Genomic DNA, 19,705 nt, shown 5'->3' on the forward strand with positions numbered 1-19,705 from the left:
GTCAGCGGTGCTTCTCCCGGAGGAGGGACAGTACCTCGTCGCCGAAGCGGTGCGCCTTTGTCGGGCCTATGCCGGAGATCGAGACCAGGCCGCGCTGGTCCTCGGGGCGTTGTTCGGCTATCGCGACCAGTGTGGCGTCCGTGAAGACGACGAACGGGGGGACCTTCAGCTCCCGCGCGCGCTCGGCCCGCCAGTCCTTCAACCGCGTCAGCAGCGCCTCGTCCAGATCGCTCGGGCACCGGGCGCACCGGCCGAGCTTGACCTCCAGCGTGTTCGCCAGCTGCTCGCCACACATGCGGCAGCTCGGCTTCGTCCTCGTGGTCGCCGCGCGGCGGGGCACCCGCGCCGTGGGGTGTTCCTCCGGGATCAGGCCGTACAGGAACCGGCTGCGGCGGCGGTGCCGTCGCCCGCCGGGGTGGCGCGACAGCGACCACGACAACCACAGGTGCTCCCGCGCCCGGGTGACCCCCACATAAAAGAGCCTGCGCTCCTCCTCGATCGCCGCCTCGTCGCCGTCGGCGCGCTGGATCGGCATCGTGCCCTCGGCCAGGCCCACCAGGAACACCGCGTCCCACTCCAGGCCCTTCGCCGCGTGCAGCGACGCCAGCGTCACCCCCTCGACCGTCGGCGGGTGCTGCGCCGCCGCGCGCTGCTCGAGCTCCGCCACGTACCGGCCCATCGACGCACCCTCGACCGCCGACGCCAGCTCCTCGGCCAGCTCCACCAGCGCGAGCAGCGCCTCCCACCGCTCCTTCGCCGCCCCGCCCGAGGGCGGCTGCTCCGTCAACCCGACGCGAGCCAGCACCGCGCGCACCGCGGGAACCAGCTCCGAAGACGGCGGATCCCCCGCCGCCGTGCGCAGCGCGGCCATCGCCTGCCGGATCTCCCGACGCTCGAAGAACCGCTCGCCCCCGCGCACCAGGTACGGGATCTCCAGGTCCGTCAGCGCCTGCTCGTAGACCTCCGACTGCGCGTTGACCCGGTAGAGGATCGCGATCTCGCTCGCCGGCACCCCCGAGTCGAGCAGCTGCCGCACCCGCCCGGCCACCGCGCCGGCCTCCGTCGGCTCGTCGTCGAACTCCGCGAACCGCGGCTCGGGACCGTCCGGGCGCTGCCCGACCAGCTTGAGCCGCGACCCCGCCGGCCGGCCGCGCGCGGCGCCGATCACCTTGTTCGCCAGCTCGACCACCTGGGGCGTGGACCGGTAGTCCCGCTCCAGCCGCACCACCGTCGCCTCCGGGAAGCGGCGGGTGAAGTCCAGCAGCGGCCGCGGGGAGGCCCCGCCGAAGGAGTAGATGGTCTGGTTCGCGTCGCCGACCACCGTGATGTCGTCGCGCCCGCCGAGCCACGCGTCGAGCAGGCGCTGCTGCAGCGGGGTGACGTCCTGGTACTCGTCGACGACGAAGCACCGGTACCGGTCGCGGAACTCGCGGGCGACGTCCGCGTTGTCCTCCAGCGCGGCCGTCGTGTGCAGGAGCAGGTCGTCGAAGTCGAGCATCCGCGCCGCGGTCTTGACCTCTTCGTACTTGCGGTAGACCTCGGCCACCTGCGCGGCCTGCATCGGCGTGTCCCGCTGCAGCCGCGCGGCCTGCGCCGGGTAGTCCTCCGGGCTGATCAGCGACGCCTTCGCCCACTCGATCTCGCTGGCGATGTCCCGCAGGATCTCCGTGTCGCTGCTGATCCGCGAGCGCTGCGCCGCCTGGGCCACCAGCCGCAGCTTGCCGTCGAGCAGGTCCCACATCCGGTCGCCCACCACGCGCGGCCAGAAGTACCGCAGCTGCCGCCGCGCGGCCGCGTGGAACGTCAGGGCCTGGGCGCCGTCCACCCCCAGCGCGCGCAGCCGCGTCCGCATCTCCCCCGCCGCGCGTGCGGTGAACGTGACCGCGAGCACCTGACCTGCGGCGACGTGCCCGGACGCGATCAGGTGCGCGATGCGGTGGGTGATGGTGCGGGTCTTGCCGGTGCCGGCGCCCGCCAGGACGCAGACCGGCCCGCGCGGGGCTGCGGCGGCGGCACGCTGCTCGGGGTCCAGCCCGTCCAACAGGCCCGTCGGGGACTTGGTCACAGGTGCGCTAGCCACCCCGGCATCCTCGCAGAGGGGACCGACAGGATCGCGCCGCCCTGCCCGGCCGTATCCTGGTTCATATGGCGGGAAAGCAGGACAAAGAGGCTGCCAAGCAGGCCAAGCGGGAACGGCGCGCCGCGAGCAAGGCCCGGCGCGGTCAGATCTGGGAAGCGTTCAAGATGCAGCGCCGGGAGGACAAGGCGCTCATCCCGTGGATGCTCGGCGCGTTCCTGGTCGTGGCCGGCGTCTTCGTCGTGGTCGGGCTGCTGCTCGACATGCTGTGGGTCCTGTTGCCGCTGGGCATCGTCCTCGGCGTGCTCGCCGCGGTGATCATCTTCGGCCGCCGGGTGCAGCGCACGGTGTTCGCGAAGGCCGAGGGCCAGCCCGGAGCCGCGGGCTGGGCGCTGGACAACCTGCGCGGCCGCTGGAAGGTGACCCAGACGGTGGCCGCGACCACGCAGCTCGACGCCGTGCACCGCGTGCTCGGCGGCCCGGGTGTCGTGCTGGTCGGTGAGGGCGCGCCGCACCGCGTGCGCAACCTGATCACCCAGGAGAAGAAGCGCGTGGCCCGCCTGGTCGGCGACACCCCGATCTACGAGGTCGTCGTCGGCAACGAGGAGGGCCAGGTCCCGCTGCGCCGCCTGTCGAGCCACATGATGAAGCTGCCCCGCAACCTCCGCCCGGCGCAGGTCGACGCGCTGGAGGCCAAGCTCGCCGCGCTCGGCAACCGCGGTGGCGCGGCCATGCCGAAGGGCCCGATGCCGCAGGGCGCGAAGATGCGCAGCGTGCAGCGCGTCATCAAGCGCCGCTGACCCGGAACGACGAAAAGGCCCCGACCACCCGGTCGGGGCCTTTTCGCATGTCAGCGCATCCGGATGACCACGGTCCCGGTCAGCCGGTCGAGCCAGCTGCGGCCGTCGGCGTTGCGGATCGCGGCCGGGATGATCACGAAGGTGAGCGCCGCGCGGACGATCGCCCGCGGCACGCCGACCATCTGGGCGCCGTCCAGGCGCGCGACGCGGATGCCGGTCACGAACATCCCCAGGGTGAACCCGAAGAACGAGACCGGGATGATCGTGATGACCGCCCACACCGCGATCGACCACAGGTTGTAGGACTGCATCGCGGCGGTGTCCTGCAGGTCGGGGCGCACGAACAGGGAGGTCAGCAGGGACGCGGCGACCAGGTCGACGACGAGCCCGAGCAGGCGCGTGCCGCCGCCGGCGACCGCACCGACCCCCTGCTCGGGAAGGCCGAGCCGTTCCCCTCGCCAGCGCGGAGGCTCCTCAGCGCCGGGCCGAGGTGCGGACAACCACTCACCGGTCCATCTCGCCACCCGACCAGGGTATGCCGGTGGCGTGCGCCACGTCCGCCCTGGTCTGCTGGGGGATATCGCCCAGCCCGTTAACATGGGCGAAACATACGGGTGACGGTCGGGCAACACCGCGCTCTTAGCGTGAGCCGAAGAGAGTACTGCCCCCGGCAATGCGTATGAAGGAGTTACAGAGGGTGTCCACTACTCCAGACGATATCCAGCGTCTCATCGCAGATGAGGACGTGCAGTTCGTTGACGTCAGGTTCTGTGATCTGCCGGGTGTGATGCAGCACTTCACCGTCCCCGCGAAGGCGTTCGACGCGGACGCGTTCGAAGAGGGCCTGGCCTTCGACGGTTCCTCGGTGCGCGGCTTCCAGTCGATCCACGAGTCCGACATGCTGCTGCTGCCCGACCCGGAGACGGCGCGGATCGACCCGTTCCGCAAGGAGAAGACCCTCTCCATCAACTTCTTCGTGCACGACCCGTTCACCCGTGAGGCGTACAGCCGCGACCCGCGCAACATCGCACGCAAGGCCGAGCAGTACATCGCCGAGTCCGGCGTCGCCGACACCGTGTTCTTCGGCCCCGAGGCCGAGTTCTACGTGTTCGACTCGGTGCGCTTCGACTCGCGCGAGAACGGCTCCTTCCACGAGATCGACTCGGTCGAGGGCTGGTGGAACACCGGTCGCGACGAAGAGGGCGGCAACCGCGGTTACAAGACCCGCTTCAAGGGCGGCTACTTCCCCGTCCCGCCGGTCGACCACTTCGCCGACCTGCGTGACGAGATCAGCCAGAAGCTGATCAACTCCGGCTTCACGCTCGAGCGCGCGCACCACGAGGTGGGCACCGCCGGCCAGGCCGAGATCAACTACAAGTTCAACACGCTGCTGCACGCCGCCGACGACCTGCAGCTGTTCAAGTACATCGTCAAGAACACCGCGTGGAACGCCGGCAAGACCGCGACCTTCATGCCGAAGCCGCTGTTCGGTGACAACGGTTCGGGCATGCACTGCCACCAGTCGCTGTGGAAGGACGGCCAGCCGCTGTTCTACGACGAGTCCGGTTACGCCGGCCTGTCGGACATGGCGCGTCACTACATCGGCGGCATCCTGGCCCACGCCCCGTCGCTGCTGGCGTTCACCAACCCGACGGTGAACTCCTACCACCGCCTGGTGCCGGGCTTCGAGGCGCCGGTCAGCCTGGTGTACTCGCAGCGCAACCGCTCGGCCTGCGTCCGGATCCCGATCACCGGCTCCAACGCCAAGGCCAAGCGCATCGAGTTCCGCTGCCCGGACTCGTCCGGCAACCCGTACCTGGCGTTCGCCGCGATGATGATGGCCGGCCTGGACGGCATCAAGAACAAGATCGAGCCGCCGGAGCCGATCGACAAGGACCTCTACGAGCTGCCGCCGGAGGAGGCCAAGGACGTCAAGCAGGTCCCGGCCACGCTCGACGAGGTGTTGAACAACCTCGAGGCCGACCACGACTTCCTGACCGAGGGTGGCGTGTTCACCCCCGACGTCATCGAGACGTGGATCTCGCTCAAGCGCGAGACCGAGATCGACCCGCTGCGGCTGCGTCCGCACCCGTACGAGTTCGCGCTGTACTACGACGTGTGATTCGTACCGGGTAGAAACACCCTGAGCGCGCCGGCGGCGAGGAGCGGAAAACGCCCTCGCCGTCGGCGTTCTTTATGGCCCGGGCCGGCCTGCGGAAACGCCGGCAACGATGATGGCCCGCCGGCTTTTCGCCGGCGGGCCGTCTTGCCGCGGTTGTCAGGCCAGCGACTCCGCGATCCAGTCGGTGACCGACGTGTGCCGCGGCCGCCAGTCGAGTGCCGCGCGGGGCGCGACGCCCCGCACCCGGCTGTTGGATCCCAGCGCGTATACGGCGGGCTCGTAGCCCCATTCCTCGATGGCGGACTCGATGTCCATGGGCTGGGGCCCGGGGAGTCCGAGTGCGGTGGCGATGGTCTCGGTGATCTCGCGGAAGCTGGCCTCGCCGTTTTCCACGAAGTAGAACGAGCCCGGGGCAGCCCCGTCCAGCGCGCGGAGGTAGAGGTCGCAGACGTCGGCCAGGTGCACGTTGGACCAGATGTTCCCCCCGGGCCGATGTGGCGCACGACTCCCGTCCGGCGGCTGGTAGCGACCAGGCGGGGGATCTGGACGCTGTCGGCGCTCAGCCCCAGGCCGGTTCCGTAGATCATGGAGTTGCACAGGACCACCGAGCGAACACCGCGGTCGGCCGCGGCCAGGACCGCGCGGTCGATCGCCACCCGGGCCTCCTTGTCCGGAGCCGGCTTCCAGGCACCGCCTTCGGCCACGTCAGCCTCCGTATAGACCTCCTCCTGCGCTTCGCCGGCCGTGGCCTCGCCGACGATGCTCGAACCACTGGTGTGCAGCAGGGGTTTGCCGGAGCCCTCCAGCGCGGCGACCAGTGCGGTGACCGCGCGCGCGTGATCGCTGTCGGCCGCGTTGATCACCGCGTCGGCGGCCCGTGCCTCCTCGGCGAGAACTTCGGGCCGGTCGAGGTCACCGAGAACCGGGTCGACGCCCCGCGCGCGGAGGGCGGCGACCGTGGTCTCGGAACGCGTGAGGCCACGAACGTGGTGACCGGCTTCCACCAGTCGCACGGCGAGCGAGCCGCCGAGGTAGCCGGTCGCTCCGGTGAGGAAGATGCGCATGAACGTGTTGCCCCTCGTGTCAGTTTCGGCTGTCCGGCACCGTGCCGGACAGGATGTCTCGCGCGGTCTGCAGCGGCGTGTCCGGTTCGTGCACCAGCGTCATGAGCGCTCGAACCATCCGCCGCGGATGGGGATGGTGGATGATGTTGCGTCCGTAGACGATGCCCGCGGCGCCTTGCCGCAGGATCTGCGCCGTTCGTTCCAGCAGTTCGTCGTCGGGAGCCCGGCCGCCGCCTCGCACGAGGACCGGGACCGACGTGGCGACCTCGACGACCCGGTGGAAGTCTTCGGGGTCGGTGCACGGATCGGCCTTGATGACGTCGGCGCCGAGTTCGGCTGCCTGGCGCACCAGCGCCGTGATCTTCACCAGGTCGCCGTCGACCTGGTAACCGCCCTGCGAATTGGGCGCCATCACCAGCGGTTCGATCATCAGCGGCATGCCTGCCCGCTCGGACGCGCGCTTGAGGCTGGCGATGTTGCGGATGCACTGGTGGTGCAGCTCGGGCTGGTCCGGCAGCTGCAGCAGGTTGACGACCACGCAGACCGCGTCCGCGGCCAGCGCGATGTCCACGACCTCGTCCACCAGCGTGGAGAACAGGTGCCGCGGCAACGTCGATCCGTACACATTGGACACGTCGGTGCGCACCGCCAGCGCCGGGCGGCGGTGGCCGCGCAGCCCGTCGAGGTGGCGCACCATGCCCGGGGTCAGCTGGATGACGTCCGGTGCGGCCTCGGCGATGGTGTGCACGGCCGACCGCATGTCCTCGATGCCGCCCAGGAAACTGGGTTCGTCGACCATGCCGTGGTCGATCGCGACGTCGAGGCAACGGCCGCTGGCGTTGAACATCCGGTCCAGTCGTTGCGTGACCATGTCAGCGCGCGTCCTCCGGCGGATAGACCGAAACCATGTCCGGCGGCAGGTCGAGCAGCGGGCAATTGCCGAGTTCGTAGATGAAGTCGAGCTTCGGCTCGGTGCCCAGGTAGTAGTGGACGTCGGTCTCGAACTGCCCGGTCTGCAGCACACCGATTCCCTTGTCGCGGTAGCCGGCGAGCACGCGGTCGATGTCTTCGTCGGGGATCTGCTCCTTGATGTGGTGCAGTCCCTCGCCCTTGCGGGCCAGGTGGTCCTCGTAGATCGTCGGCCCGTACACCGGCTGGATGATCTCCAGCTGCATGTCGCCGATCCAGGAGATCGCGATCAGGAACTTGAAGGGTTCGGTGACTTCCTGATCGCCGACCTTGAGGTACTTCATGGTCTCTTCGGTGAACGTGAGGACGGTCCACGGACCGATGCCCAGGTTCTCCACCCAGGACCGCATGCTCTTCTCGAGATCGCGGGTGATGAAGGCGATCTGGTAGATCTTGCGGCGCTTGTTCAGTTCGGTGAGTTCCGCGTTGTTCATGATCCGCTCTCCCTGTGGTGTGGTGGACGACGTGAGGTGGTTCCCGGCCCAGTCCGCCATGGCCGCGAAGATCAGCGCGGTGGACAGGGCGCCCGGGTCGGGATGGCCGAGGGACCGGTCTTTCAGGCTGACGGCCTTGCCGAACCGGGCGAGGTAGTTCTTCGTGCGGTCTGCGCCGTCCGCAGCGGCTTCCGCCGCACGACGCAACGCGGTGTGGAGGTCGTGGCCGGCCGCGGCGCTTTCGGCCAGCGCGCGTGTGGCGGGTTCGAGCGCGTCGACCATGGTCTTGTCGCCTGGTGCCGCGCCGCCGCGCTCGGTGATCTGGGCCAGGGACCGGGCGAAGTGGTCGGCGAGCCCCGGCACGCCGATGCGGTCCGCTGCCGCGCGGTTGGCCGCACCGGCACGGAACAAGAGCCCGAAGATGACTCCGGACGCTCCACCCATGCTGCGGAGAAGCGCGTTCCCGGTCGTCGTGAACACTTCGTGCACGTCGCCGAAGGTGGTGCCGGCGAGCGCGGCGCGCGCGGCGGTGAAGCCGCGGGTCATCCCGAGTCCGTGATCGCCGTCCCCGACCTCGCGGTCCGCCTGGCTCAGCTCGGGCTCGGCGGCGATGACCCGGTCGGCCACGCTCACCAGCACGGCCCGCAGCTGCTCGGCGGTGAGTTCCGTTGTCATGATCCGTTCACCCCGTGGAAGAACGACGTGCGCGCGGGCGCGTCGTAGTACTGGCGCAGTTCCGGCGGCATGGCGAACACGCTGAGCGAGAAGCCGTGCATCTCCTGGCTGGTGGCGAACTCACCGACCTGGGTGTCGTGGATCGTGACTCCGCGCTCGGCCAAGCTCTCCACCGTCCGCCGTGCCACGATGAACAGTTCGGCGCGGGTTGTCGCGCCGAGCCCGTTGACCAGCAGGCAGACGGGGTGCCCGGCGGGGACCGGACGGTCGGCGAGGACGAGGTCGAGCATCGCGTCGACGGTGTCGTCGGCGGTCATCAGGTCCGCGCGGCGCACCCCGACTTCGCCGTGCATCCCCATCCCGATCTCCATCTTCCCGTCCGGCAGCTCGAAGGTGGGCCGGCCGGTTCCGGGGACGATGCCCGCACCGCTGGCCACGCCGATGCTGCGGGTGCAATCGGCGGCTTGCTGGGTGAGCGCGCGAACGCTCTCGAGCGGCCGCCCGGCTTCGGCGGCGGCGCCGGCGATCTTGGCGGGGAAGAACCCGCCCGCGATGCCGCGCCGGTCGGCGATCCGGTCCGGTCCGGCGGCGGCCACGTCGTCGGCGACCCGGACCGTCTCGACCTGGTGCCCGTCCTCGCGCAACAGGTCCGCCGCGAGGTCGAAGTTGAGCCGGTCGCCGGAGTAGTTGCCGTACAGGAACAGGATGCCGTGCCCGCTGTCGACGGACTTCGCCGTCGTCACGATGCTGTGCGGGTCGGGCGCGGCGAAGACGTCGCCTTGGCAGACGGCGTCCGCGAAGCCGGGACCGAGGTATTCCAGCCACACCGGCTCGTGCCCGCTGCCGCCGCCCGACACGATCGCGACTTTGCCGGCCCGACCCCGTCGCCGGACCGCGAGCGTGCCGGGTATCGCCTCGAAGTCGCGGCCGTGGACGGCGAGGAACCCGTCGAGGGTCTCCCTCGCCACCGCATCCGGTTTGTTGATGAACTTCCGCATGGTTTCTCCGAAACTGCGTCGTCAGCCCGCGTGGCCGGCCAGGTACGCCTGGACCGGGGCGGGGTTGTCACGGGTGAAGACAGGGCCGGGCGTGTAGCGCTCATAGGGTGTGACGCTTTGTCCACTGTGGATCTGCTCGGCGATCTTGATCACCTCGCCCGCCCAGGACGCGGCGTCCTGGCCGGTGGTCTCGACGACCGTGCCGACGGGGTCGAGCAGGAGCTGAGCGACGGTGGGGTTGATGCCGATGCCGAAGACCACCGCCTTGCCGGTGAGCCCACGTGCCTTGATGGCGTTCGCGGCGGCGATGACGCCGTCTTCGTTCTCGGCGATGAAGACGTCGACGTCCGGATGCGCGGCGAGGATCGAGGTGGCGACGGGGGTGGCCTTGTCCACGACGAATCCTTCCTGGGCAGCCACGACGTTGACGTCCAGGCCGGACAGTCCTTGGTCGAGTCCCTGGCGCCGTTGCTTGCACACGTCGTAGGTTTCACAGGTCAGGTAGGCGACGGTGGCCTTGCCGCCGAGCTCGGTCCGGATGTAGTCGGCGGCCGCCGCGGCGGTGGTGGCGCCGAGCTGGGTCTGATCGTTGGTCACGAACGCCTGCGCGAGCTGCTGAGCATCGGGCGGGTTGAGGCAGGTGTTGTAGCAGACCACCGGAACGCCGCTGGACTTCAGGCGGCGCAGCGCGGCCAGTGACCCGGTGGGTGAGACGACGCTGGCGATGACCAGGTCCACCTTGCGAGTGCCGCAGGCGGTCAGCACCTGGTTCTCCTTGGCGGCATCGTTGTTGACGTCCTGGACGTCGAACGCCATGCCGTGCTGGGCGCCCTGTTCCTGCAGAGCGCCGACGAACTCGGCGAACGTGCCCGTGGGGAACAACGTGGTGACACACGCGGTCAGCCGGTTGCCGTCGGTGGCGGCCGAGTTGCACCCGGCGAGCAGGAGCAGGCAGGCAGCGAGCGCGATGGTGGTTCTCCGCCGTGCGACGGTGGATCGGCGTTTCATGATGGGGAAGACCTTTCTTGTCCGGCTAGTTGCGTCCGGTACCGAGGAGTCGCCGCGGCCCCGGCGACGGCTTGATGGCGCTGACGAGGACAGCGAGCAGCACGATCGCCCCGTTGGCGACGTTCTGGGCGTAGCTGTTCACACCGAGCAAGACCATGCCGTTGTTGAGCACGCCGATGAACACGACGCCGAGCAGCGTCCCGACCATCGAGCCGCGGCCGCCGTAGAGGTTCGCGCCGCCGACGATCACGGCCGTGATCACCGCGAACTCGACACCCGTGCCGATGGTCGGGTTGCCCGCGCCCAGCTGGGACGTCTGCAGCAGCCCGGACACCGCCGCGAGCAGACCGGTTGTGGCGAACAGCGTCGTCCGGACGGCGCGTACCGGAATTCCGGACAACCGCGCGGCTTCGGCGTTGCTGCCGATCGCGTAGACGCTGCGGCCGAACGTGGTCCGCTTCGCGATCAGCCAGAAGAGCAGGAACACCACGAGGAAGATCACCGCGGGGACGGGCACCCCCAGCACCGCTCCGTTGCCCCAGGTGGCGAACGCCGGATCGGTGATCGGCAACGGGACCGCGTCGGTGATCAGCAGTGCCAGGCCGCTCAATGCCGAGAACAGCGCGAGGGTCACGATGAACGACGGCATGTTGAGCGCGGCACGGATCAGCCCGGCAGCCGCGCCGATCAGCGCGCCGAGCACGCACACGGTGACGGCGGCCAGCCAGATCGGCCAGTGCTGGTGGACCACGAGGAAACCGAACAACGACGAGCTGAACGCGATCGCCGACCCGACGCTGATGTCGATCTCAGCGGCCACGATCACCAGGGTCATGCCGAAGGCGATGATTCCGGTGAACGAGAGCTGCCTCGCCACGTCGAGCAGGTTGCTTCCGCTGAGGAAGCTGGGAACGGCCAACGACAGCACGACGACCAGTACGACCAGCGCGCCGAGCAGGCCGAGGTGCTCCCCGCCCGCGCGACTGACCAGCGCCACTGCACCTCGCTGCGGAGGGGGCCCGGACGTGGGCCGCGTCGTGGCGGGCATCGGGGTGGTCACTGCTGTCCCCCCATCGCCAGGGCCATCACCGAGGGCACCGCGGTGTCCGCGACCTTCGGTTGTGCCACCACCTGGCCGTCGCGCAGGACGAGCAACCGATCGCAGACTTCGAACAGCTCCTCGAGTTCGGAGGAGACCATCAGGACGCTGGTTCCGGCCGCCGCCAGGTCCCGGATGAGCTGGTAGATCTGGTCCTTGGCCTCCACATCGACCCCGCGGGTCGGCTCGTCGAGCAGGAGAACCCGGGTACCGGCGTTGAGGAGCTTGCCGAGGACGACCTTCTGCTGGTTCCCGCCGGACAGGGTGCCGACCGCGGTGCTCAGCGACGGCGTCTTCACCGACAGGCGGGTGCAGCTGCCGGTCGCCAGCCGGCGTTCCCGCCGCCCGGACAACAGGCCGCGCGAACGCACGGCGGGCAGGCACGACATCACGAGGTTGGCCGACACGCTCATGCCCAGTGCCAGTCCTTCCCCCTTGCGGTCTTCTGGCGCGAGCCCGACTCCAGCCCGGATCGCCTGCCGGGGACCGCGCGGGGTGAACGGCCGCCCGTCGAGGCGGATGGACCCGGCGGTCGGCGCGGTGAGACCGGACAGGCAGCGGAGCAGCTCGGTGCGGCCGGAACCCAGAAGCCCCGCGATGCCGACTACTTCGCCCTCGCGCAGCTCGAAGGACACGTCGCGGACTCTGTCCGCAGTGGACAGACCGGCCACCGAGAGCACGGTGCGCCCGCCGGAGGCGGTCGTCCGCGGACGGTGGGCGTGGATCGCGCCTCCGGTCATCATGTCGACGATCCGGGCGGTGTTCGCTTCGCTGATCGGCCGGGTAGCGACGTGCCGGCCGTCGCGCAGCACCGTCACCGAGTCCGCGACCTGGGGGATCTCGTCCATCCGGTGCGACACGTACACCACGGACAGTCCGTCGGTGGCCAGCCGCCGCACCAGGTCGAGCAGAGCCGCGACCTCCACCGCGGGCAGCGAACTCGTGGGCTCGTCCAAGATCAGGACCTTGCCGCCGTAGGACAGCGCCCTGGCGATCTCGACCATCTGCTGCTGCGCCACGCTGAGCGCGCCGACCTTGGCTTTCGGGTCGATGGCGACCCCCAGGGTGGCGAGGTGCCGCTCCGCGTAGGCAGCCATCGCGGCCGAGTTGATGAACGGCCCCCGCGCGCCCGCCTCGCGCCAGCGTCCCAGCAAGAGGTTCTCGGCGACTGTCAGTTCGGGCACCAGGCTCAGTTCCTGGTGGACGGTGGCGATGCCTGCCGCCCGCGCCTCGGCGGGACCGGCGAGCTGCACCGCCCGGCCGTCCAGTTCGACCCGGCCGGCGTCCGGTCGCAGCGCGCCCGAGAGGATCTTGACCAGGGTCGACTTGCCTGCCCCGTTCTTGCCCAGCAGGGCACGCACCTCGCCGGCCGCGAGGTCGAAGTCCACCTCGTCCAGAGCACGGACACCCGGGTAGTTCTTCACCAGTCCCCGCACGGCCAGACGCACGGGGGCGCCGCGCGCCGCGCCCGCCCGGCTGACCGCCTCGGCCGGGTCATCCACAGAGGCCACCATGCCCCGCTCCTTCCAGCTCAGCCCGCCACGTCGCAGACGAGCAGATGATGTTCAGAATCTCGTCCTTGAGACCGAATTACTGAACAGTGAAAAGGGCGCACGGTGTTCTGTCAAGAGGCTGGAGCGGAGTTGGAGTTCGCGGCGGAGGCCGGGGGCTCAGTCCTGGATCAGCTCGGCGAGCCGGCGAGCGAGGCCGCGGACCGGCTCGGCGTCCTCGTCGTGGTCACGGACCTGGTCGAGATCGACGACCGAGCCCACCGCCGCGATACAGCCGGTGAGGCCGCTGATGACCGCCGCGGTCCCGGCCAGCTCCATTTCACCGAGTTCGGCGTTGGAGGCGTATCCACGCCGCTGGGCCAGGGTGACCGCGGCGGTCAGCTCGGCGAGCCGGAACGGATGGCCGCTCGGCGATTCGGGCACCCGTCCGCGGTGCATCCGTTCGACGACGTCGACCGGTAACGCGGACAGCAACGCGCGCCCGGTGCCGGTGGACCAAGCCGGCATGCGCATGCCGGGCTTCAACGTCAGCGCCAGGGGACGCACACCGGGCCGGACCGCCAGGTAGGCCACGTCGAGGTCGGCCAGCACCGCGAGCACGACAGTCCGACCGCGCAGACCCTCAGCCTGGGCGCACGCGCGCGGAAACACCTCCAGCAGCCGGCTGCCCCCGACCAGCCCGCGCGCGATGCGGCCGATGGCCGGACCGAGTTGCAGGCGACCGTCGAGATCCCGCGCCAGCACGCCGAGATCGGTCAGGACCCCGCAGATGTCGGCCACCGAGCTCTTCGGAGCGTCCAGTTGGCGGCTGAGTTCCGCCACACTCATCGTTTCGTCGTGCGCGGCGAGCTCACGGAACACCCGCGCCGCCCGACGCACGGCCGGCGAACCGCCCCGGCTCTCTGATCGAACCATCGTTCATCCCCACGGCTGGTAGTCGGCGAGACTGCTTCTGGTGATCAACGTCGTCGGCAGGAGCCTGCGCTGCCCGCCCGCGAGCGCGTCGCCGGCGTGCGCCCGGGCCGCGTACCGCACCGCCAGCCGCCCGAGCCGCGCCGGATCCTGCGCCGCGGTCGCCTGCCACGGCCCACCGGCGTTGATCGCCTCGACAGCGATCGCGGCACCGTCGATGCTCACCAGCGGAACCGCGACGCCCAGGTCGGTCATCGCGGCGAGCACGCCGGCGGCCATCGGGTCGTTGATCGCGAAGATCGCGCTCAGACCGGGATGGCGGGTCAACAGCCGGCGGGCGATGTGCTCACCGGAGGCCACGGAGTGGTCGCCGCGCTGGCGGGCGACGATCTCGATGTCCGGGTGGTCGCGCAGCGCTCCGAGGAACCCGACGATCCGGTCCGCGACCGCGGTCACCGGCTGACCGTCCACGATGGCGACACGACCCCGCCCCTTCAGCAGGCCGGCCAGATAGCTGCCCACGAGGTGCCCGGCCTGCACGTTGTCGGTGGTCACGGTGGCACACGCGCCTTCCGCTCCGACGTTGACCGCGACCACCGGGACGTCGGCGGCCTGCGCCTTGGCCACGACCTCGCCGACCGCGGTCGAGTGGACGGCGTCCAGCACGATCGCGTCGACCCCGGCCTCGACGAACCCGTCGATCTGCCGGATCTGGACGTCGGCATCCTGCCCCGCGTCGACCGCGACCACCTCGGCACCGAGTTCACCCGCAGCCTGCCGGATACCCGCGATTTCCACCGCGTAGAACGGGTTCACGCTGTTCGGCACGGTGACACCGAGCGTGCTCAACAGCGGTGGGCGAGCGGCCTGAGCCGCGGCCAGCTCCGCCACGCCGAGCCCGAGCGTGTACCGGCCACCGAGGTCCTGTGCGAGCAGCCGCTCCTCCGTCAGAGCCTGGCAGATGCCGAGCAGGCTGCTCTTCGGCAAGGCCAGCCGCCGGGCGAGGTTCGCCAGGGTCGCCGGGCCGTTGCGTGCGATGTCGTCGAGCACCGCCACCGCGCGGCTGACGGCGGGCACCCGCGAAGCGACGTCGACGGACTGCCCCGGCTCCCCGGTGCTCGCCTCGGCCACACCAACCTCCCCTGTGCCCACTTGACACCGTCACCGACGAATGTATCTTGTTCACAATACCGCTCCAGCGGCCGAGATATCGACCGGAAGGCGCTAGCGCATGAGCAACCTCGACAATGAAAAGGTCATTCGCCGGTTCGTCGACGCTCTCCACGGCGGCGACCTCACCACCATCGCCGACACTCTCGCCGAGGATGCGAGCTGGCATCTGCACGGGACACTACCCGTCGCGGGGCACTACGCCGGACGTGACGCCGTCATCAACGACTTCCTCGGCCAGGGGCTCGGGCTGTTCGCCGACGGCAGCCTGAAGATCGAGCTGACCACGATCGTTTCCGACGGCCCCATCGTCGCGATCGAATGGCACGCCACCGGCCAGAGCACCAACGGAAACCCGTACGACAACGAGTACGCCCTGTTCTTCCGCCTGAGCGACGGCAAGATCACCGCGATCCGCGAGTACTGCGACACCCTGCACGTCAAGGACGCGCTCTACGGGTGACGCGGCCGCGGGTGTCAGATCATTCCGCGCCCAGCACCGACAGGTCGACCCCGGCGCGTTCGAAGCGGCCGCGCGGGTCCTCGACCAGCTTGCGGCGCTCCAGGTCCATCAGCCCGAGCGTGCTGGTGATCTCCGCGGACAGTGTGCCGTCGGCCTTGACGATGTTGTTGGTCATCCGGAACGTCTTGCCGGTCCCGAACTTCGCCTCGCAGGTGGCGTAGACGGTTTCGCCGGCGCGGATCTCGCGGCGGAACACGATGTGCGACTCCAGCAGCACCGGTGACACGTTCTCCTCGCGCAGCTTGTCGCCGCCGGCGCGTTCCATCGCCTCGATCCGGGCGACCTCGCCGTAGGAGTGGTAGACCGCGTGGTTGAGGTGGCCGAGCGTGTCCAGTTCGTAGTGCCGGACCTTGATCTCCACCCGGAACGGTTCGCGCGCAGTCACCGCTCCACTGTAAGACGGGGTCGTGCCGCCGCGGGGTGGGACGTTCGCCACGTCAGGCTTCGTAGAACAGCCGCTCGACGACGGCGTGGGCGCGCCGCGTGGTGCGGCGGTAGGAGTCGAGGAACTCGCCCGGGTCATCGTCGGCGCTCTGGCCGAGGACGCGGGCGACCGCGGCCAGGTCGCGACCGGAGCTGGGCACCTGGTCGACGGCCTTGCCGCGGACCAGCATCGCCGCGTTGCGCACCCGAGTCGCGAGCAGCCACGCCTCGGTGAGCGACGCGGTGTCCTCGGGTTCGGCCAGGCCCGCCTCGGCCAGCGCGGCCAGCGCCCCCGGCGTCGAGGTGGTCCGCAGGTCCGGGACCTCGAACGCGTGCCGCAGCTGGAACAGCTGCACGGTCCACTCCACGTCGGCGAGCCCGCCGCGGCCCAGCTTGGTGTGCAGCGTCGGGTCGGCTCCGCGCGGCATCCGCTCGGTGTCCACGCGCGCCTTCATGCGCCGCACCTCGCGGGCGCGGGCCGCGTCGAGCCCGCCGTCGGGGTAGCGGATCGGGTCGATCATCTCGATGAACCGCTCCCCCAGCGCCGCGTCACCGGCGACGAACCGGGCGCGCAGCAGGGCCTGCGTCTCCCAGACCTCGCCCCAGCGCGCGTAGTACGCCCGGTAGGAGTCGAGCGTGCGGACCAGCGGTCCGCCGCGCCCCTCCGGTCGCAGGTCGGCGTCCACCTGCAGGGGTGGATCGGCGCTCGGGGCGCCGAGCATCTTGCGCACGGTCTCGGCGACCGAGGACGCGTAGCGGACCGCGTCGCCGTCGGACACACCCTCGGCCGGCTCGCACACGAAGAGGACGTCGGCGTCCGAGCCGTAGCCCAGCTCGGCGCCGCCCAGGCGGCCCATGCCGATGACGGCGATCTTCGCCGCCTCGCCGCCCAGTTCCGCACAGCGCTTGCGAATCGCGGCGGACAGGGCGCTTTCCAGCACCGCGACCCACACCGAGGACAGCGCCTCGCAAACCTCGCGCACGTCCAGCAGACCCAGCAGGTCGGCCGCGGCCACGCGGAGGATCTCGTGGCGCCGCAACGACCGCGCCGCCGCCACCGCCGCGTTGAGTCCCGGCTGCCGCCGCACGGTCGCGCGCAGCGACTTGGCGACTTCGGCCGGCGTCCGGCCGGTCAGCCGTGCGGGGTCACCGAGCAGTTGCAGCACCTCGGGGGCGCGCACGAGCAGGTCCGGCACCAGCTTCGACGTGCCGAGCAGCGACGCGAGCCGTTCGACGACCGCGCCCTCGTCCCGCAGCACCCGCAGGTACCACGGGGTGTCCTCGAGGGCCTCGGACACCTTCCGGTACGCCAGCAGGCCGCCGTCCGGGTCCGGGGTGTCGGCGAGCAGGTCCAACAGGACCGGCAGCAACGCCTTCTGGATCGAGGCCCGGCGCGAAACGCCGGAGGTGAGGGCCCGGATATGCTGCAGCGCGCCGTCGGGTGCCGCGTAACCCAGTGCCGCCAGCCGTTGCGCGGCCTGTTTCGTGGTGAGGCGCAGGTCCTCTGTGGACACGCTGGCGACGGACTGCAGCAGCGGGCGGTAGAACAGCTTTTCGTGCAGACGGCGGATGCGCTGGTTGTGGCGGCGGAACTCGACGAGCAGGATTTCGCCCTCGCCCCGGCCCATCTCCGGGCGGATGCCGATCGCCCGGCCGAGTACGCGCAGCTCGCCGGAGTCGTTGAAGTCCGGGAACAGGTGGGTGCGGCGCAGGCGGCGTAGCTGCAGCCGGTGCTCGACCGTGCGCAGGAACTCGTACGACATCTCCAGTTCGGCGGCGTCGCTGCGGCCGACGTACCCACCCGAGCCGAGCGCCGTCAGCGCCTCGACCGTGGACGGTGAACGCAGGCTCGGATCGGCGCGGCCGTGGACGAGCTGGAGCAGCTGCACCGCGAACTCGACGTCCCGCAGGCCGCCGCGGCCGAGTTTCAGCTCACGCTCGGCCAGCTCGGAGGGCACGTGGCCCTCGACGCGGCGGCGCATCTGCTGGACGTCGGCGACGAAGTTCTCCCGCTCGGCGGCCGACCACACCATCGACGTGACCATCTCGGCGTACTGGTTGCCGAGGTCGGCGTCGCCGGCGACCGGGCGGGCCTTGAGGAGGGCCTGGAACTCCCAGGTGCGGGCCCACTTCGCGTAGTAGGCGGCGTGGCCGTCGAGGGTGCGGACGAGGGCGCCCTGCTTGCCTTCCGGGCGCAGCGCCGCGTCGACCTCGAAGCACGCTTTGCCGACGACGCGCATCATGGTGCTCGCCAGCCGGGTGGCGAGCTGCAGGTCGCCCTCGCCGACGAAGATCACGTCGACGTCGCTGACGTAGTTGAGTTCGCGGCCACCGCACTTGCCCATCGCGATGACCGCCAGGCGGGTGTCGCCGAGGCCGCCGGGAGCCTGCTCGGCCTGCGCGATCTCCAGTCCGGTGACGAGCGCGGCTTCGGCCAGGCGCGTGAGCTGCTGGGCGACTTCGGCGTAGCGGGGCCGGTGGAGGCTGCTCTCGACGAGGTGCCCCAGGTCGGTGCCGGCGATCTCGAGGAGCAGACCGCGGTAGGCGGCGCGGAGGGCGTTCTCGGCCGCCGAGCCCGTGCGGATCGCCCCGTTCTCACGGACGGCGTCGAGCATGGTGTCGGCGTAGCAGTCGGCCTCGGTGCACTTGTCCCCGGCGAGGCGCTGCCACTCGCCCGGGTGGCCGACGAGGAAGTCGCCGAGGGCGCTCGAGGTGCCGAGGACACCGACGAGCCGGCCGCGGAGGGTGCGGTTGTCGCGCAGGGCGGTGTCGAGCTCCGGCCAGCCCTGCTCGTCGGTCTCACGGATGCGCTCGAGGCTGCGCAGCGCGAGGTCGGGATCGGCGCTGCGGGAGAGCGCGACCAGGACGTCGAGGGCTTCCTGGGCAGGTCCGGTGTCGGTCCACCATCCGGCCGCGCGGAGGGTCTCCTCGGCCCGGTCGTCGGTGAAGCCGTAGCGCGCAGGGGAGCCGGCCCCTCGTGACTGCTCTGCCATCAGGGTCCACCGTAGCCGTGTCGGGCGTGACGTTGCTGATCAAGTGAGCGGAAGGGACGCCGGTGGCGCGCTCTCGAGGGCGCCTTCGGCCAGCCGGACGAACCTGGTCGCGAACGGCTGCCAGGTCTCGGCGATGTCGGCGTGGTTGCGGTCGAGGGTTTCGGTGTCGAAGGCGCTAGGCGCCCGGGTGGCGGCCATCTGGGGTGCCTCGTCCGCCCAGGCCTGCACGACGTCGGTGGTGGTCTCGATGTGGAACTGGACGCCGTAGGCGCAGCGGTGCAGCCGGAAGGCCTGGTTGGGGTACTTGGGAGCGGATGCGAGCAGGACCGCGCCGCGGGGCAGCTGGGTGATGGCGTCCTCGTGGAAGTGCATGACGTCCTGCATGAGCGGGAGGTCGGCGAAGAGCGGGTCGGTCCAGGCGGCATCCTTCTTCGCGACGAGCGCCGCGCCGACCTCCGGACCGGACTCGCCCGGCTCGACGCGCCCGCCGGTGGCGACCGCGAGGAGCTGCGCGCCCAGACAGATCGCGAGGGTGGGGACGTTGGTGCGGGCCGCGGTCGCCAGGAGAGCCCGCACGTCGGCGAGCCAAGGGTGCTTGGCGTCGTCTTCGGCGTTCATGCCGCCACCCAGGCAGACCAGGCCGTGGTACCCGTCGAGGGAATCGGGCAGCGGGTCCTCCGGCAGCCGGCGGATGTCGAGTTCCGCGCCGGCGGCGGTGAGCCAGTCACCGAGGGGCCCGACCGGATCGGACGGATCGGGCTGCAGGACCAGAAGACGCGTCATGTTCTTCAGGATAAGCGCACAAAAAGGCCCAGGGGCTCGGGAGAACGTGAAGTTCTCGACCGAGCCCCTGGGCTTTTTGTGTGAAGTTGTGTTCGGCGGTGTCCTACTCTCCCACACCCGCGGGGGTGCAGTACCATCGGCGCT

17 protein-coding genes and 1 pseudogene are annotated in these 19,705 nt (G+C 70.5%); 3 read left to right on the forward strand and 15 right to left on the reverse strand.

The annotated features are described in order from the left end of the window. Position 1: 1 nt before the first annotated feature. Complete coding sequence (locus IE290_RS29135; protein WP_191247923.1) at positions 2-2,065, reverse strand: ATP-dependent DNA helicase UvrD2; 2,064 nt, start codon at positions 2,063-2,065, stop codon at positions 2-4. Positions 2,066-2,145: 80 nt separating this feature from the next. On the opposite strand from IE290_RS29135, the gene IE290_RS29140 reads away from it, so the two are divergent. Then, positions 2,146-2,877 (forward strand): DUF4191 domain-containing protein, encoded by a 732-nt coding sequence (locus IE290_RS29140; RefSeq protein ID WP_191247866.1) that lies wholly within the window; start codon positions 2,146-2,148, stop codon positions 2,875-2,877. A 50-nt stretch (positions 2,878-2,927) separates the two neighbouring features. Here the strand turns inward: IE290_RS29140 and IE290_RS29145 are convergent, their stop codons facing one another. Then, positions 2,928-3,401, reverse strand: coding sequence for an RDD family protein (locus IE290_RS29145; RefSeq protein ID WP_191247867.1), 474 nt, complete (start codon positions 3,399-3,401; stop codon positions 2,928-2,930). A 173-nt stretch (positions 3,402-3,574) separates the two neighbouring features. Between IE290_RS29145 and glnA the strand changes: the two genes are divergently transcribed. After that, the gene (gene glnA / locus IE290_RS29150; protein ID WP_027932281.1) at positions 3,575-4,999 is read left to right on the forward strand and encodes a type I glutamate--ammonia ligase; all 1,425 of its coding nucleotides are present in this window, start codon (positions 3,575-3,577) and stop codon (positions 4,997-4,999) included. 156 nt (positions 5,000-5,155) lie between these two features. Here the strand turns inward: glnA and IE290_RS38055 are convergent, their stop codons facing one another. The 10 genes and pseudogenes from IE290_RS38055 to IE290_RS29195 form a co-directional block, all read right to left on the reverse strand. Next, the gene (locus tag IE290_RS38055; RefSeq protein WP_229874772.1) at positions 5,156-5,464 is read right to left on the reverse strand and encodes an NAD-dependent epimerase/dehydratase family protein; all 309 of its coding nucleotides are present in this window, start codon (positions 5,462-5,464) and stop codon (positions 5,156-5,158) included. A gap of 71 nt (positions 5,465-5,535) precedes the next feature. After that, a pseudogene (locus IE290_RS38615) lies at positions 5,536-6,063 on the reverse strand (NmrA family NAD(P)-binding protein); the annotation flags it as partial. 19 nt (positions 6,064-6,082) lie between these two features. Continuing rightward, positions 6,083-6,934 carry a class I fructose-bisphosphate aldolase gene (locus tag IE290_RS29160; RefSeq protein WP_191247868.1) on the reverse strand — a complete coding sequence of 284 codons (852 nt, stop codon included), beginning with the start codon at positions 6,932-6,934 and terminating at the stop codon, positions 6,083-6,085. A gap of 1 nt (position 6,935) precedes the next feature. Next, on the reverse strand, positions 6,936-8,141 hold the full coding sequence (gene dhaL, locus IE290_RS29165; protein WP_191247869.1) for a dihydroxyacetone kinase subunit DhaL: 1,206 nt from the start codon (positions 8,139-8,141) through the stop codon (positions 6,936-6,938). Then, complete coding sequence (locus IE290_RS29170) at positions 8,138-9,139, reverse strand: dihydroxyacetone kinase subunit DhaK (RefSeq protein ID WP_191247870.1); 1,002 nt, start codon at positions 9,137-9,139, stop codon at positions 8,138-8,140. The genes dhaL and IE290_RS29170 overlap by 4 nt, the downstream gene beginning before the upstream one ends. Before the next feature lie 21 nt (positions 9,140-9,160). Continuing rightward, positions 9,161-10,147, reverse strand: a complete 987-nt coding sequence (locus tag IE290_RS29175; RefSeq protein ID WP_191247871.1) for a sugar ABC transporter substrate-binding protein — start codon at positions 10,145-10,147, stop codon at positions 9,161-9,163. Positions 10,148-10,172: 25 nt separating this feature from the next. Further along, positions 10,173-11,144 (reverse strand): ABC transporter permease, encoded by a 972-nt coding sequence (locus tag IE290_RS29180; RefSeq protein ID WP_191247872.1) that lies wholly within the window; start codon positions 11,142-11,144, stop codon positions 10,173-10,175. Between the two features lie 59 nt (positions 11,145-11,203). Then, positions 11,204-12,760: a sugar ABC transporter ATP-binding protein gene (locus tag IE290_RS29185; RefSeq protein WP_191247873.1), complete on the reverse strand. Its 1,557-nt coding sequence runs from the start codon at positions 12,758-12,760 to the stop codon at positions 11,204-11,206. Between the two features lie 156 nt (positions 12,761-12,916). Further along, complete coding sequence (locus IE290_RS29190) at positions 12,917-13,672, reverse strand: IclR family transcriptional regulator (RefSeq protein ID WP_191247874.1); 756 nt, start codon at positions 13,670-13,672, stop codon at positions 12,917-12,919. A gap of 3 nt (positions 13,673-13,675) precedes the next feature. Beyond that, positions 13,676-14,800: a substrate-binding domain-containing protein gene (locus tag IE290_RS29195; RefSeq protein ID WP_191247875.1), complete on the reverse strand. Its 1,125-nt coding sequence runs from the start codon at positions 14,798-14,800 to the stop codon at positions 13,676-13,678. Positions 14,801-14,900: 100 nt separating this feature from the next. On the opposite strand from IE290_RS29195, the gene IE290_RS29200 reads away from it, so the two are divergent. Then, positions 14,901-15,302 (forward strand): nuclear transport factor 2 family protein, encoded by a 402-nt coding sequence (locus IE290_RS29200; protein WP_191247876.1) that lies wholly within the window; start codon positions 14,901-14,903, stop codon positions 15,300-15,302. Positions 15,303-15,321: 19 nt separating this feature from the next. On the opposite strand, the gene IE290_RS29205 is transcribed toward IE290_RS29200, so the two are convergent. The 3 genes from IE290_RS29205 to IE290_RS29215 are packed head-to-tail and all read right to left on the reverse strand — an operon-like array spanning position 15,322 to position 19,561. Next, positions 15,322-15,747 carry an acyl-CoA thioesterase gene (locus IE290_RS29205; RefSeq protein WP_191247877.1) on the reverse strand — a complete coding sequence of 142 codons (426 nt, stop codon included), beginning with the start codon at positions 15,745-15,747 and terminating at the stop codon, positions 15,322-15,324. Between the two features lie 52 nt (positions 15,748-15,799). Beyond that, a complete protein-coding gene (locus IE290_RS29210) occupies positions 15,800-18,778 on the reverse strand; it encodes a bifunctional [glutamine synthetase] adenylyltransferase/[glutamine synthetase]-adenylyl-L-tyrosine phosphorylase (protein WP_191247878.1) in 2,979 nt (992 codons plus the stop codon). Positions 18,779-18,817: 39 nt separating this feature from the next. Continuing rightward, positions 18,818-19,561, reverse strand: coding sequence for a type 1 glutamine amidotransferase (locus IE290_RS29215; protein WP_191247879.1), 744 nt, complete (start codon positions 19,559-19,561; stop codon positions 18,818-18,820). Between the last annotated feature and the right edge of the window lie 144 nt (positions 19,562-19,705).

It is taken from the genome of Amycolatopsis deserti (assembly GCF_014653945.1).
Lineage (GTDB): Bacteria > Actinomycetota > Actinomycetes > Mycobacteriales > Pseudonocardiaceae > Amycolatopsis_E > Amycolatopsis_E deserti.

What these genes read in the sequence shown, in the direction of transcription:
- IE290_RS29140 (WP_191247866.1), top strand. Translation starts at nt 2,146, where the DNA reads ATGGCGGGAAAGCAGGACAAAGAGGCTGCCAAGCAGGCCAAGCGGGAA.
- IE290_RS29160 (WP_191247868.1), bottom strand. Translation starts at nt 6,934, where the DNA reads ATGGTCACGCAACGACTGGACCGGATGTTCAACGCCAGCGGCCGTTGC.
- dhaL (WP_191247869.1), bottom strand. Translation starts at nt 8,141, where the DNA reads ATGACAACGGAACTCACCGCCGAGCAGCTGCGGGCCGTGCTGGTGAGC.
- IE290_RS29170 (WP_191247870.1), bottom strand. Translation starts at nt 9,139, where the DNA reads ATGCGGAAGTTCATCAACAAACCGGATGCGGTGGCGAGGGAGACCCTC.
- IE290_RS29175 (WP_191247871.1), bottom strand. Translation starts at nt 10,147, where the DNA reads ATGAAACGCCGATCCACCGTCGCACGGCGGAGAACCACCATCGCGCTC.
- IE290_RS29185 (WP_191247873.1), bottom strand. Translation starts at nt 12,760, where the DNA reads ATGGTGGCCTCTGTGGATGACCCGGCCGAGGCGGTCAGCCGGGCGGGC.
- IE290_RS29190 (WP_191247874.1), bottom strand. Translation starts at nt 13,672, where the DNA reads ATGGTTCGATCAGAGAGCCGGGGCGGTTCGCCGGCCGTGCGTCGGGCG.
- IE290_RS29200 (WP_191247876.1), top strand. Translation starts at nt 14,901, where the DNA reads ATGAGCAACCTCGACAATGAAAAGGTCATTCGCCGGTTCGTCGACGCT.
- IE290_RS29210 (WP_191247878.1), bottom strand. Translation starts at nt 18,778, where the DNA reads ATGGCAGAGCAGTCACGAGGGGCCGGCTCCCCTGCGCGCTACGGCTTC.
- IE290_RS29215 (WP_191247879.1), bottom strand. Translation starts at nt 19,561, where the DNA reads ATGACGCGTCTTCTGGTCCTGCAGCCCGATCCGTCCGATCCGGTCGGG.